The sequence below is a fragment of the Spirochaetota bacterium genome (assembly GCA_040756435.1).
In the GTDB taxonomy this organism is placed as follows: Bacteria; Spirochaetota; UBA4802; order UBA4802; family UB4802; genus UBA4802.
Map to the genome: position 1 here is coordinate 1 of JBFLZD010000017.1, position 14,451 is coordinate 14,451.

A 14,451-nucleotide genomic window follows, 5' to 3' on the forward strand; every position below is an offset into this window, starting at 1 on the left:
CCTATTCATTGGGCAAAGAAAACCTTTTAGTGCAAAAGATACTTGAAGAAATGGTTAAGAAGGGTGTGGTTGAGTATTTTGATGATGCTCGTGGAAGATTTTATAAAAAAATATAATTTTTTCAATAATTATTTCTCAATGTGGAAATTTGAACAAAATACAATATAGTGTACACTCCCGCCACCGAAGGCGGCGGGGGTGTATATTATTTTCAGTATAAAATTTTTTAAAGAATTATTACTGGATTTTTTTTTAAATTCATGAAAAAAACTTTACAAATTAAAAAAAAATAGCCATAATTGTATAAACGCTAATTTTACAGTGTTGTGTATTATTTTGTGCCAGGATTGAATACATAGAGTACGAGGGAAACTACATGCCACGATTAAAACCGGAAGCACGTGCGGAAAAAGAGGAGCAAAGAAAAACGCAGATAATAAAAGCGGCGTATGAGGTTATTTCTGCAAAAGGGTATAATAACTTCACCCTGGATGATATTGCAAAAAATGCAGGCTTATCAAAAGGTGGTGTGCTGCACTATTTTAAATCCAAAGAAGATATACTCATCTATTTGCTGGAACAAATTTATATTATCATTAAAAAAAATATTAACAAGCGAGCAGCAAAATACCGCACGCCTGAGCGCCGTATGCGAGCTATAGTTATAGCATTTATTGTTACGGCAAAACGTCATCCTGCATTTTACACGGTGCTGGTTGATTTCTGGGCACAGATTCCTATAAATGAACGAGTGAAACATATAAATACTGATATCTACAAGCAGTTGTGTGATGAGATAGTTAAGGTTATTGAAGATGGTATAGGTCAGGGGGTTTTCAAATCAGTTGATGCCAGGTTAGCTTCGCATGCCATTGTGGCAATGGTGATGAATGTTGCTATACAGTGGACATTTAATCACGAGCTTTACAACATAGATCACCTGGCAAAAACCTGCATGAAAATGATAATGTCATATTTAGAAGCCAAACCCAAAGCGGGACAATAAACAATGCGCTTGTGTCAGGGGGTGTCCCAAAAGACACCTCTTTGCAATGACTTTTGCCTTCCTGTCATTGCGAGGAACGAAGTGACGAAGCAATCTTATCTTGTGCGGCATTGAGATTGCTTCACTTCGTTCGCAATGACATTGCGCTCACGCCATTGCATGCCCTACCGTTTCTTTTGAGACGGCCCCTACATTAAAGGTACAATAATACGGGCAATTGTTTTTGTTTTAAAATCAGTATATAACGTAAAATTAGTATACGGTATCCCAACGCTTTTTAACAAAACCACTACCATGGAAAGACCTAACCCCATACCCTCAGCAGTTGGGTCAGGATTTTCTAAAAAGAAATCTGCAATGCTATCATAGTGAGAGGAGCGTTCAATTCTTTCCCGCATACGTTCCAGTTCTTTTCTGGTTACTGGCAAATTATTTATTACTTCAATTGTGAGTCGTGTTGGTTGTGGTTTTATATATATCCTGGTGGATAATCCATATTGCTTTGCCTTTATGCCGTAAATAAGCAGCGATTCTTCGTTAAGAATATTTCTAACTTTAGTTACAACTTCCATGATGTCATCAGGGTTTTTAATTTCACCTTCTTCAATAAGAATATATTTGGCGTTGGCTTTTACCGCATTTGCTATCAGTTCCTTGATGGATGAATAAACAGGCGTGTAAAGGTCTGATTTGTTATGCTTTTCCAGTATTTTACTCAATGCATACTGTATATTTTTTTCTGTTTCATCTAAGATGGAATAGCTGACAAAAACCACTTCCTGGTTTTTATTGATTGCCGATAGTATCTCGTGTAAAATGTCCTGTGATGTTGTTGGCGCCATAGAGTAAATGGTTATTATTTCATTGATTTTACATATACTATCGGTATAATGCTATTATTGCAAGAATTTTTTAATTGCAACAGTATTGACTTTTTATATAGTGTACTACACAATGCTACTTTAAAATGAAATTCTGAGGTTAACTATGCTGGATATACTTTTTCCTTCGGTGCCATCTATCATTAGTATAACGATACTCAGCCTGGCATGTGGTATATTGCTGTCCCTTGCCAAGGTTTTACTAAAAGTGGAAAAGGATCCCCGCATTGAGAAGGTAATGGAAGCTCTTCCCGGTGCAAATTGTGGTGCATGCGGGTTTCCCGGTTGTGCCGGGTATGCAACCAATATTGTTGAACATGGTGCAGCCATTAATATGTGTCCTGTTGGTGGCCCGGAAAGTGTGAAGAAAATTTCAGAAATTATGGGAATAGAAGCCCAGGTTGGTGTTAAACGAATTGCCCGTGTTCACTGTCAGGGTGGCGTGAATGAAACCAAGATACGGTTCATGTATCAAGGCCCTCATAGTTGTACGGCTGCTCAGCTTGTTATGGGTGGCTTCAAGGTTTGTGAATATGGATGTTTAGGCCTTGGTGATTGCGTACGGGCATGTCCATTTGATGCTATTCATCTGGACGATAGGGGGCTGCCTTTTGTTGATGCTGAAAAATGCACAGGTTGTGGCAACTGTGTTGAAGCCTGTCCACGCAATATAATAAGCCTGCTGGATAACTCAGTGGACGTCTATGTGATGTGCCGCAATAAGCAGAAAGCACCGGTTATGAAGTTAGGTTGCAGTGTGGGTTGTACTGCATGCCGGCGATGTGAAAAAGTGTGCCGTGAGGAAGTATTTAAAGACAATCCTGAAGTTGATACAGCAATCAAGGTGGAAAACTTTTTAGCTACTATTGATTATGAATTATGTATTAATTGTGGAAGATGTGCTGAAGTTTGTCCGCAGAATGTTATTGACTTTAAAAAAGTTATGGTAATCAAACGTGAAACCAATTGACCAGATGAACGGTGCCGAAAAGGCAGCAGCGCTTTTAGTGGCACTGGGCCCTGAAGTTGCTTCAGAGATAATGAAATTTCTTGATGAAGAAAGTGTTAATAAATTAGCTGCAGAGATAGCAAAGATAGATGTACTGTCACCTGAAGAAAAAGAAGAACTTATAGGACAATTTTTGCTGGAACTTAAGAAAGCGCGTGGAGTGGCCTTTGGTGGTCACAATGTTGCCAAAGAAATACTGTATGCAGCTTTTGGAGAGGACAAAGCAAAGGACATTTTAAAACGACTAACCCATAAGGATTTAGAAAAAGGATTTGGATTTTTAAATGATATAGATGCCGAGCTAATTGTCACATTTTTGCAAAATGAGCATCCTCAGACTATTGCTGTAACATTGGCTTACATTCCTGCAGCCAAGGCAGCTGAGGTTGTTAAATTGCTTCCCAGGGATTTAGCAAAAGAAGTAACGCTGCGCATGGCAAAAATGGAACGCACTTCGCCTGATGCAGTGCTTGAAATTTCACGGGTGCTACGCAAAAAATATGATGAGTACCGCTATCAGGGGCAATCCAGTTCAAAAGCGGGAGGCCTCAATGCGCTTATTGATATCATGGCGCACTTAAGTGGCGATCAGGAAAAACAGCTTATTGATTATTTTGAAAGCACCATGCCGCAGATTGCTGATGAGATAAGGAGTCGTATCTTCACCTTTGAAAATGTTCTTACCCTCACCAATACTGAAATGCGCATATTGATTGATGTAATTAACAATGACTATATGATTGCAAAGGCGCTGAAAGGTGCTGGCGATGAAATTCGTTTCAAGTTTTTCCGCAATATGAGCAAAAACCGCGCAACCGATATCATGCAGGAAATGGAAGCCATGGGCCCCGTGCGCCTGTCCGAGATACAGGAAGCACGAGACAATATTGTCAGAGTAATGCGTCAATTGCATGACAATGGTGTCATTAGCCTCAGGAAAGAAAAAGAGAAGTATATTGAATAAAAAAGAAATCCTTGCATACCTTAAAGAAGCGGGTCTATCGCCCAACAAGGCTTATGGCCAGCATTTTTTAATTTCAGAAAAATATATTGAGGCCATAGTTACTGCAATAAGCCCGCAGCCTGACGACTGTATACTGGAAATAGGACCAGGGCCTGGAATTCTCACAGTACCGTTAAGCAGGCTTGCAAAAAAGCTTGTTTGTGTTGAGATAGACGCAGGATTTGCCCGAATACTGAAAGAACAATTTGCAGCAATGACACAGGTCACTATCGTACATGATGATTTTTTAAAAGTACCCCCTGTTGAAGGGTGCACGCGTATTGTTGGCAATCTTCCCTACAATGTGTCCTCGCAGATTATTTTCAGAGTGGCAAAACACTATAAAGCTTCACAATGTTTTTTTCTGATTCAGAAGGAGTTGGCGGGGCGACTGATTGCTTTGCCAGGAAGCGCTATGTATTCAGCATTCACGGTGGGTGTGCAGCTTTACTTTGATGTGCACAAACTTTTTGATATACCACCACATGCATTTTTTCCGGCGCCAAAGGTGCATTCAACATTTGTGCAGCTGATACGAAAAAAAGATTTACCCCTACAGGACAACGAAAAAGAAATATTTGAACAGCTTGTTGCAACAGCCTTCTGGGCACGCCGCAAGATGTTAAAAACAGCGTTGAAGCGTTCGCCGTATGGAACGTATGATGAATTATTGATTGGCAGGGCATTTGAGGCATTAGGTTTTAATCCCGGAGTGCGTGGTGAAGAGCTTTCATTACAGGATTTTATTGCACTGGCACAGTACTGTGCACACCATGAAAAATAAAGGTATCAGCATGGCAATTGACAAAGAAAAGATATTTGGTCTTGTGGCGCACGTTTCAAAACCTGCACGTTATGTGGGTGGCGAATGGAATGCTGTTGTAAAACCTGATGCAATAGTCAGGGTTGGGCTGTGTTTCCCCGACCTGTATGAGGTGGGAATGTCCAATAACGGCATTCAGATTTTGTACAGTGTGGTGAATGCACTAAAAGATGCTGCGTGTGAGCGCGTGTTTGCCGTGGAGCGCGATTTTGAAAAGGTTTTAAAAGAATCAAGGACGCCACTATACACCCTTGAGACATTTACACCGCTCCATATGCTTGATATGGTAGGCTTCAATGCAGCCTGCGAACTTTTATACACCAACATTTTGCAGGTTCTTGATTTAGGCAACATTCCATTTTTTGCAAAAGATAGGGGCGATAGTTACCCGTTAATAGTCATTGGTGGGGAGGCAGCCAGCAATCCAGCACCACTATTGCCATTTGCTGATGCAATCTTTGCTGGCGATGGTGAAGAAGCCATAGTGGAGATTGTAAACATCCTTATAGAAAAAAAGACAAAAGGTTTACCAAGAAATGAGGTGCTTGCACGATTAGCAAATATAGATGGAGTGTTATGCAGCCGTGATGTTGAGTTTAGCTATGAAGGTAATATGTTGACAGCAATCAAAGCGCCAGAGGTGTATAAAAGAGTTGCACACCATTTTCATAGATATGAAGCTACACGGCCAGTGGTACCATCTATACGCAGTGTGCAGGACAGGGTTTCCATTCAGTTAGACAGAGGCTGCAAAAACCTGTGCAAGTTTTGTCATGCAGGCTACTGGGAGCTTCCCTATAGAAAAGTAAATGCTACGGCACTTGCTGACACTATACTTGACACCGTGCAGCACACAGGGTTTGGCGATGTATCACTGCATTCGCTCAGTGTTGGGGATTATTCTGATATAGTGGAGCTTTTAAACCAAATTGTTCCACCACTGATAGAGCAGGGTGTTAGTATATCGCTTCCTTCGCTAAGAGTGGATTTGCAAACGCTTGATATTATTGAATCAATATCTGATTTAAAAAAAACATCGCTGACCTTTGCCATTGAGTCAGCTTCCGATATTCTGCGCTATAAGGCGTATAAGCGCCTTACCGTTGAAGAAATCATGAATATTATTACCGTGCTGTCCCAACGTGGGTGGCAGCGTATAAAACTATACTTTATGATTGGCCTGCCAGGGTGTGAAGAGGTAGATGAAGCAGCTGATATTGTTGCGTTCATGAAACAGGTATGTTCTATTAATAGAAAAATTCAGTACAATGTTACTATCTCACCGTTTGTACCAAAACCACACACGCCATTTCAGTATGAAAAGCAGTATGATGAAACCTATTGCCTTGAGGTAATACGCACGGTTAAACGCAGCGTGTCAAAATCGGTAACAATAAAAAATCATGATGTTTATGCTTCATTAATTGAAGGTGTATTTGCACGTGGCGATAGTTTACTGTCAAATGCCCTTGTTGCAGCATACCATAATGGAGCCCGTTTAGATTTATGGGGTGAGCATTTTGATTTTACTATCTGGGATAACGCATTGCAGACTACTATTGGTAACTGGCGCCGTTATTTAGAAAAAAGACAGTTACAGGAACTATCGCCCTGGCATATTATCAAAACACGCTACGATGCCCTGATATACAAAAAGATGCATTCAAGCTGGGATGGGAAAACATTCCCTGCTGGTTTTAAAAAATTAAAGCTTAATAAAGATGAATTTAAAAAAGCCGCTCAGTCATTTGAAAAACGGTATAAAGCTGTTGCTACTCTACGTGTGAAATATGCTAAAAAGGGGAAAGCCCGGTTTTTAGGTCACATAGATTGCATGGAAATTTTCAAGCGTGCATTGCGAATGGCTCAGGTTCCGGTAGCCTATACGCAAGGGTATAATAAACATGAGCGTCTGGTCACCGGGCAAGCGCTGCCGCTTGGTTATGAAAGCCTGTGTGAGTTTGTTGATGTTGAACTCTATGAGCAGTGCAGCAATACAGTAGTACGTAATCTGGGAAAATTATTTCCTGACGGTTTTGAAATTATATCGGCAAATCATCATACTGAAACAACGCTTCCCCTGCAATCCATTGCATATTCCAGGTATTGTATAACATTTTTTGATAATAGGCTGTATGATATATTTGCCAACAAATTAAAGAACAAAACAGATATAGTTAAGAAGACGAAAAAAGGATTGAAGAATTTACCATTTGATGATGCTATTGTACAGTTTTGGATACATGATGAAAGCATTGAGTTACTCATACCATCAGGTGAAGGATCAATACGACCTGACAGTCTTATTGCTGACTGGTGCCAGGTTGAACATCCACACTCATCGGCAACTATTATTAAAACTGCTGTGTATTATAGGGATAATGGAGCTTTAGTTGAGTTTATATAACTTTCAAAAAGGAGGCTTTGTATGGGTTTACTTTCATATAATTTAGATGGCAAGGTTGCTATTGTAACCGGTGGCACTCGTGGTATTGGGCTTGCTATTGCCCAGGAGTTATTGCGCCAGAATGCAAAGGTTGTAATCTGTGCACGCAAGCAGGATGGGCTGGATAAAGCAAAAGAAATCCTAAAAGGTGGCGATAACCTTTTAACCTGTGTAGCGCATATTGCTAAGGAAGAGGATGTCAGCGCTCTGGTGGATACAACAGTAAAAGTTTTTTCAAAAATTGATATATTAATTAATAACGTTGGGATGAACCTGCCAACGGGAAGCCTTGTTGATGTTGAACTGTCTGCATGGCAAAAGATTATTGATTCAAACCTTACCGGCACGTTTCTTGTGTCAAAGAAGGTTGGTGCAATCATGCGCCAGCAGAAAAGCGGAAAGATTGTCAGCATATCATCAATTGCAGGCAGGTTAGCTTCACCAGGTATGAATGTTTATGGCATTGCAAAAGCAGGCATTGAGATGATGACAAAAAATTTGGCACTGGAGCTTGCACCGTTTAATGTACAGGTAAATGCGGTTGCTCCCGGAATGGTACGAACTGATTTCAGCAAGCCATTCTGGTCAAATGATGCCATTCATGATATGATTGTCAAAAATATCCCCATGGGTAGAATTGCCGAAATTGACGAAGTTGTGCATCCTGTTCTTTTCCTGGCATCGGATGGAGCGCGGTATATTACCGGGCAAACAATCTTAATTGATGGCGGTGCTTCAATAGTGTGATCAATCTATCAGAAGTATCTGGCTATTAAGTTTTATTGCGTACCGGTGGTTGTCCATACGCCACTGCATAAAGTGATTGCTTTCGGCAATAAAGATCTGTGAGCGTTTCATTTCACGTATAGAAACTATTATTTTATTAAGCGATAGTTCCTGTTTAGATATCCTGTTTTGCTGAATGATCATTTCTTTTATAGTGTTTGGGTTGCTATTACTTCGTATAAAAGGTGGCACCCATTTGTTATGTGATTTAACAAACCAGTCCCACCGCAGGCAATCAGTGGCAAGCCTGGTATATTCAGGATAGTGCTGTTTGATGAATTCAAGCAAAACTGCAGCAATTGATTCAAAGCTTTTTGCATACAGTGTAAAGTTAACTTCTAAAAAGAAGTTAGCAATTTCGTTGTATATATCAAACAGATTATCTTTTGCAATAAAATTAGCAAGCATAAGTGATGTTGTTTTAAAATGATAATTATACAGACTATCGACAACGCGTTCAATGTGGTGAAGAAGTTGCATCTCTTCCTGCGAAAGCCATTTATTTTTTTTCACCATGTAGGGTGGATTGTCTTCATGTTCAATACCATACTCATGTTTTTTTGTATCAATATCTGTTCCTGGCAATATCTTTAAAAAACCCATCTGGAAGTAGTGAGGTTGCAGGCTTACTATTGCATTAAAACTTTCTTTAACTCCCTCCATGTCTTCGTAGGGAAGCCCACAGATCATATCAAGGTGGATATGGATGTTTTGTAAATCTAAAAGTTTGCGAATATTTTCTCTTGCTTTTTCCCAGTTCATCTTGCGCTGAATAGCATGTAATGTATTTTCATGTATTGATTGAATCCCAATTTCAAACTGGAAGTACTGTGGTGGCACCTGTTTCAATATTTCAAAATCCTCATCGTAAAGAAGGTCAGGATGTATTTCAAAATGAAACCGGGTATGGTCATTATTATGATCAAGCAAATATGTAAACAGTGCCCGTGAATGTGTAGGATTGCAGTTAAAGGTTCTATCAACAAATTTTACCATACGTACTTTATGTTGCAAAAGAACATCTAGTTCATCATATACTTTCTGGATGTCCTTAAATTGCAATTTCTGGTCATCACGTGATGATATACAGTAACTGCATGCGTAGGGGCATCCACGGCTTGATTCGTAGTAAATATAATGAGTGGCTAAACTTTCTAAATCTTCAGAAGTATACGGAAAAGGGATATTATTAAAATGATAATTTGGATAACGTAGTATTTTTTCATGTGTGATGAATTGATGGTTAACTAAATATTCAAAGGATTTTTCACCAGCTCCCTGTATGATACAGTCAATAAACGGAAACTGTTGTAGCCAGTCATTGCTGGTATAGCTTACCTCAGGACCACCCAATATGATTTTACATTGTGGAAGCTTGGCATGTAATAATGGTAAAAGACTTTTGATATACTGTGCATTCCATATATATACAGCTATACAACATATATCAGGCTTTATGGCCTGTACACAGTTTATAGTTTCATGCACCTGATTGTTAATGGTTGTTTCAAGGATAATAGCTTTATAATCATAGGGTGCAATAATTTGTTTTAAGTAGTAAAGAGATAGAGTGGAGTGGATGAATTTAGCATTGATGCCCAGTAACAGTACTGTTGGTTTCATATATTGAAGAATATAATAAAAGAGGGCTTTTATCAAGCCCCCTTTTTATTATTAATATCAGTCGTATGTTTCAGCTCCTAAGTAGGTTACCGGAGGAACATCCATCAACCATCGCAGCGTATTTTTCAACTTCATGAGCTGAACAAAAAGGTCATGGATTGGCTCTTCGCCGGGTTCAAACATTGGGCTCTTCCAGTAGAAAGAAAGCCATTCCTGAATACCATACATTGATGCACGTTGTGCTAAATCAAAGAAGAGTACCAGATCAAGAACAACAGGAGCTGCCAATATTGAGTCGCGACACAGGAAATTGACCTTAATCTGCATTGGATAATCTAACCAGCCACGTATATCAATGTTGTCCCAGCTTTCCTTATTGTCGCCACGAGGTGGATAATAGTTTATTCTGACAACATGGTGATAGCCGTCATACAGTGCAGGGTATTCATCAGGTTGGAAAATATTATCCAGAACTGAAAGTTTACTTACCTCTTTGGTTTTGAAAGATTCAGGGTCATCAAGAACTTCACCATCACGATTACCTAAAATGTTGGTTGAATACCAGCCATCAACACCAATCATTCGTGCTTTAAGACCGGGGGCAATAATAGTCTTCATCAATGTCTGGCCTGTCTTAAAATCTCTGCCACCCATAGGCACCTTGTTCTTTTCAGCTAATTGACGCAATGCTGGTATTTCATTACACAGGTTGGGAGCACCATTGGCAAATGGTATTCCTAAATCAAGGGCTGCATACGCATATATCATGCTGGGAGCAATATACTTGTTGCTTTCTTTAAGAGCTTTTTCAAAATTTTCAATAGTGTCATGCACTCCTGGCTTCATTTCCTGGTATATTTCGGTGCTGGCACACCATACCATTACCATACGGGAAATATTTTTTTCTTTTTTGAAATTAAGAATGTCTTCTTTAATCATCTGGGCTAAGTCCCAGTAGCTAGGAGCATTTTTTACCCATGTTCCATGAAGCTTTTTAACGTAATTATTAAAAAATACGGCTTTCCATGGCTTGACTGAAGATAATTCTTCCTTTATTGGTTCAAGGTCCTGCTTCTGTAACACACCCGATTTTATGGCTGCTTCATACGCATTATCCTCAAAAATGTCCCATCCGCCAAATTCCATATCTTTTAAATCAGCCAGTGGAACAAAATCTTTGATTGGCACATACTGTGCATCATCACCTTTACCAATTCTGAGCTTTCCCATCATTGCTACAGAGCCTTTAGGAAGCTTTAATCCTTTGCGAATAAGCATTACACCTGCGATAAAAGTGGTGCTAACAGCACCAAGCCCGGGGATAAGCACCCCTAATTTGCCTTCGGCTTTTTGAATTTCAGTATTTTTTAGTGTCAAGGTACGCCTCTCTTATTGTATAAAAAATTTATCTAAAAAATTAATAGGTTTTTACTGCTATTCCATATTCATAGCATCAATCTATTAATTTTTTTCTTACAATGAGATTCTCTAAATATAATAGTCAAGAAGATTATGAAAAAAAATGCAATTGATTATTGAAACCGCCTTTACAATAATCCCAGTTGGTTGGTTATCTTTTTTTTACCATTAGATAAATACAATAAAAAAAGTCAATAGAAAAATTTAAATAATATCTATGATGTTAGGTCTTCCCTCCTGAAGTTTCAGAACCATTATAGATGGTATGCCATGTTCATTGAGATACTGCGATGTGCCTTCTGTTGCAAAAATTGAAAAGCCTAACTTGTGGAAATTTTGTTATTTTCTTTTTCAATAATTTTTGTAAGTGATTCAACGGTTAAAAAATTAACTTTATTTTTTGCTTGATATTTTATATAAGTACAATAGGATTAAATAATTTGAGGTTAGCATATTTGAATTTTTTAAGGGAGGGATACTATGGAAATAATGCGTATTTCAGGTGCAGATGTTATTCCTGCAGGGTTTTCGGTGAATAAACAACAGGAAGAGCCAAAAGCGCAAACTGAGGTTAAAAAAGAACCTGAGAAAGCTAAAGAAACAACTATCGACACTTATGCATAGAGGGAACAATAAATGCCAATCACAAAAGCCGAGAAAGCAGCGTACAATGACTTTATTAAAGGGTATAAAGCAAAATTAGATGAGTTGACCAAACAGATAAAAGAAGCTGAGCAGAAAAAGAAAAAAATGTCCAATATTATGGGTTATGTTAATATTGAGCTTATTTTGCTGTATACAAAATACATATATACATTGCTCAATATGAACAAAGCATCGCTGGATATGCTCAAGATTAAAAACGAACGTTTTTTAAATGATGCACGCAAGGAATTTTACAGAATTTTACAATTATTTGAAGAGATAGTTGGCAAGGACATTGACCGTCCCTTAAAAGAAAATGAGGAATATTTACAGGCAATAGCAAAATTAAATCCAACACAGATTCTTAATCTAATAAAAGAACTCCATACATTATTGCAAAAGATTATGGAAGCTTTAGGCGAAAGTTCTAAATGGAAATGGTCCTTTGTTGAACTACAGGGCAGGGTGGCTGTAATTACCAAAAACCTGATCAATTTTAGTGATTTGCAGAAATACCGGGATCCCCGTAAAGAGTTTTATTATGATCGCCAGGAGATGCTGAAGCTTTGCAAACAGAGCCTTTCAGAGGCAGCAAAGCAGTATCGGAATAAATACGAAATATCAACGAAATCTTCAGAGGATATTCTGCGTTCCATAGAGCTTCTGACAGCTTTACGAAGGATTAACATACTGTTTGGTGAATCAGAAGAAGCAGAAAAGCTTAAAAACACCATTGAGGCACTCCGGTTGCGGCTTGAAGCTGATGAAAAAGAAGAAGAAGAGAAAAAAAAGAAAAAATAAACTAGTATCTTCAGACAAAGTCAATGCATGAAAAATTTAAGGGATTTACACTAAAAAATCCAAATATTTAAACATTTTTAAGCAAAATGACTTGACGAGTGCTAATTTTTTTAGTACATTATTAGCACTCATATAGATAGAGTGCTAATAATTGCAAATGAGGGTGAAGCAATGATACTGAAGCAATTAAATGAACGTGAAGCACAGGTTTTAAAAGCAATCGTATATGAGTATATTTCAACCGGTAAACCGGTAGGTTCCCGGTCATTTGTCCAAAAGTATTCGTTTTCACTTTCACCAGCAACTATGCGTAACATCATGTATGATCTGGAGCAGATGGGCTACCTATCGCAGCCGCATACATCGGCAGGGCGGATCCCTACCGATAAGGGGTACCGGTTTTATGTGGATTCCCTTCTGGATACCTATGAAACTGTAGCCAAAAACGGTGTGGAAGTGAGAGAGGAACTGTTGACCCGTGAGATTGAACTGGACAAGATATTCATGTCTATTGTCAGGATGCTATCGCTTATATCAAAATATACAGGCATTGCACTTATGCCAAAGCCCGATTTTACTGTTGTCAAGCACATTGAAATTATATCGCTTACAGCCAATGAGGTATTGTTTATTATTGTAACCAGGACAGGCATTGTTATCCATAAAAATGTAAGGCTTTCTTCACCTGTCAATCAGGATGAGTTGTATAAATACTCACGATTTCTTACTGCGGAGCTTTCAGGATATTCGTTAGTTGAAATCAAGCAAAGTTTAATTAATCAACTGCGTACTGTAACTGGTATTGAACCCCAGGTGCGCGATATAGCGCTGGATATAACTGAACTGGCACTGAAAGATGAGAAGGAACCGGAAATCTATATTGATGGTATTGAAAATCTTTTACACATACCTGACATGGTTGAAACCGAAAAATTGCGCGAGGTATTGCGGTTCATTGAACAGAAGGATACTCTACGTAAAATAATGGAAGAGTTGCGCCAGAAAGAAGGAGTATTTACGTTGATTGGAGAAGAAATAAAGGAGATAGCAATCCCATGTTGCAGCATTATTGCTTCATCATATAAAATAGGCAATAGCCCTGTTGGCGTTGTTGGCATTATTGGCCCAACGCGAATGGATTATGAAAAAGTTGTCCCGCTTGTGGATTATACGGGCAAAGTGGTTTCAAACTTTTTAACACAGATGACCAAATAATTCAAAACACATTGTTTGATTACCATTGAATGCAGGGGGATGTATGAGCGGTAAGGATAAAAAACATCACAATAATGAGCAACAACACGATGCAGCAAGTAAAGAAATACATGACAATAAAAAAGAATTACATGAACACATGAATGCACAGGAACCTGTGGGCGATAGTTCAACGAATCCATCTGATGGTGAAGAGCCACAAGCCAAGCAGGACCAATTACAACAGAAGGAGGATGCATTGCAGAAGTTACAGGAAGAATTGAATAAGAAGAATGAAGAATTGACTGCACTGAAAGATTTGCTGGTGCGTCGGCAGGCTGATTTTGAAAATTATAAAAAACGTGTCATCCGTATGCAGGAGGATGATAGGAAGTTAGCCATAAAGGATATGGCTCTTGATGTTATTACCATTAACGATGATTTAATCAGAGCAATTGAAGCTGCCAGTAATGTGCAGAATGTTGAAAATTTAGCTGAAGCACATACATCGTTTGTTGAAGGTGTAAAGATTATATCACGACAGATAGAGGATATGCTGAAGCGCTATGGTGTTGAAGAGATTGAAAGTTTCAACCAGCCGTTTGATCCGGAGTATAATGAAGCTATTGAAATTGATGAAAGTCCAGATGTTGAAAAAGATACTATCACCAAAGTATATCAAAAAGGCTTTAAGTTAGATAAATATGTGATCAGGGCTGCACGGGTTAAGGTGACGCGCCCGGCAAAAAAGCCTGATACTACCAATGAAAAAGCTGAAGAAAATACGACAGCGTCACCGCATTGATGTGCATGAT

13 protein-coding genes and 1 pseudogene are annotated in these 14,451 nt (G+C 38.8%); 10 read left to right on the plus strand and 4 right to left on the minus strand.

Features of this window, described 5'->3' with window-relative positions:
- Window positions 1-376: 376 nt before the first annotated feature.
- On the plus strand, window positions 377-1,006 hold the full coding sequence (locus AB1444_06480) for a TetR/AcrR family transcriptional regulator (protein MEW6526299.1): 630 nt from the start codon (window positions 377-379) through the stop codon (window positions 1,004-1,006).
- A 188-nt stretch (window positions 1,007-1,194) separates the two neighbouring features.
- Here the strand turns inward: AB1444_06480 and AB1444_06485 are convergent, their stop codons facing one another.
- A complete protein-coding gene (locus AB1444_06485) occupies window positions 1,195-1,848 on the minus strand; it encodes a hypothetical protein (protein MEW6526300.1) in 654 nt (217 codons plus the stop codon).
- Window positions 1,849-1,993: 145 nt separating this feature from the next.
- Between AB1444_06485 and AB1444_06490 the strand changes: the two genes are divergently transcribed.
- From AB1444_06490 to AB1444_06510, 5 genes are read left to right on the plus strand one after another with little or no spacing between them, the layout of a single operon-like run.
- On the plus strand, window positions 1,994-2,857 hold the full coding sequence (locus AB1444_06490) for an RnfABCDGE type electron transport complex subunit B (protein ID MEW6526301.1): 864 nt from the start codon (window positions 1,994-1,996) through the stop codon (window positions 2,855-2,857).
- The gene (gene fliG / locus AB1444_06495; protein MEW6526302.1) at window positions 2,844-3,860 is read left to right on the plus strand and encodes a flagellar motor switch protein FliG; all 1,017 of its coding nucleotides are present in this window, start codon (window positions 2,844-2,846) and stop codon (window positions 3,858-3,860) included. Before AB1444_06490 ends, fliG begins: the two co-directional genes overlap by 14 nt.
- Window positions 3,853-4,683 (plus strand): 16S rRNA (adenine(1518)-N(6)/adenine(1519)-N(6))-dimethyltransferase RsmA, encoded by an 831-nt coding sequence (gene rsmA, locus AB1444_06500; GenBank protein ID MEW6526303.1) that lies wholly within the window; start codon window positions 3,853-3,855, stop codon window positions 4,681-4,683. Before fliG ends, rsmA begins: the two co-directional genes overlap by 8 nt.
- The gene (locus tag AB1444_06505) at window positions 4,673-7,129 is read left to right on the plus strand and encodes a TIGR03960 family B12-binding radical SAM protein (protein ID MEW6526304.1); all 2,457 of its coding nucleotides are present in this window, start codon (window positions 4,673-4,675) and stop codon (window positions 7,127-7,129) included. Before rsmA ends, AB1444_06505 begins: the two co-directional genes overlap by 11 nt.
- Before the next feature lie 21 nt (window positions 7,130-7,150).
- Window positions 7,151-7,915: an SDR family oxidoreductase gene (locus AB1444_06510; GenBank protein ID MEW6526305.1), complete on the plus strand. Its 765-nt coding sequence runs from the start codon at window positions 7,151-7,153 to the stop codon at window positions 7,913-7,915.
- Here the strand turns inward: AB1444_06510 and AB1444_06515 are convergent, their stop codons facing one another.
- The 3 genes and pseudogenes from AB1444_06515 to AB1444_06525 form a co-directional block, all read right to left on the minus strand.
- Entirely contained in the window at window positions 7,916-9,577 is a 1,662-nt protein-coding gene (locus AB1444_06515) for a DUF4080 domain-containing protein (GenBank protein MEW6526306.1), read from the minus strand. It abuts the gene before it with no gap.
- Between the two features lie 57 nt (window positions 9,578-9,634).
- Window positions 9,635-10,954: an inositol-3-phosphate synthase gene (locus AB1444_06520; GenBank protein ID MEW6526307.1), complete on the minus strand. Its 1,320-nt coding sequence runs from the start codon at window positions 10,952-10,954 to the stop codon at window positions 9,635-9,637.
- Between the two features lie 246 nt (window positions 10,955-11,200).
- Window positions 11,201-11,323, minus strand: a pseudogene (locus AB1444_06525) (hypothetical protein).
- A 153-nt stretch (window positions 11,324-11,476) separates the two neighbouring features.
- On the opposite strand from AB1444_06525, the gene AB1444_06530 reads away from it, so the two are divergent.
- From AB1444_06530 to grpE, 4 genes are all read left to right on the plus strand, one after another.
- Window positions 11,477-11,620 (plus strand): hypothetical protein, encoded by a 144-nt coding sequence (locus AB1444_06530; GenBank protein MEW6526308.1) that lies wholly within the window; start codon window positions 11,477-11,479, stop codon window positions 11,618-11,620.
- Between the two features lie 12 nt (window positions 11,621-11,632).
- Window positions 11,633-12,442, plus strand: a complete 810-nt coding sequence (locus tag AB1444_06535; protein ID MEW6526309.1) for a hypothetical protein — start codon at window positions 11,633-11,635, stop codon at window positions 12,440-12,442.
- Between the two features lie 171 nt (window positions 12,443-12,613).
- A complete protein-coding gene (gene hrcA, locus AB1444_06540; GenBank protein MEW6526310.1) occupies window positions 12,614-13,657 on the plus strand; it encodes a heat-inducible transcriptional repressor HrcA in 1,044 nt (347 codons plus the stop codon).
- A gap of 43 nt (window positions 13,658-13,700) precedes the next feature.
- Window positions 13,701-14,441, plus strand: coding sequence for a nucleotide exchange factor GrpE (grpE, locus tag AB1444_06545; protein MEW6526311.1), 741 nt, complete (start codon window positions 13,701-13,703; stop codon window positions 14,439-14,441).
- Window positions 14,442-14,451: the final 10 nt, after the last annotated feature.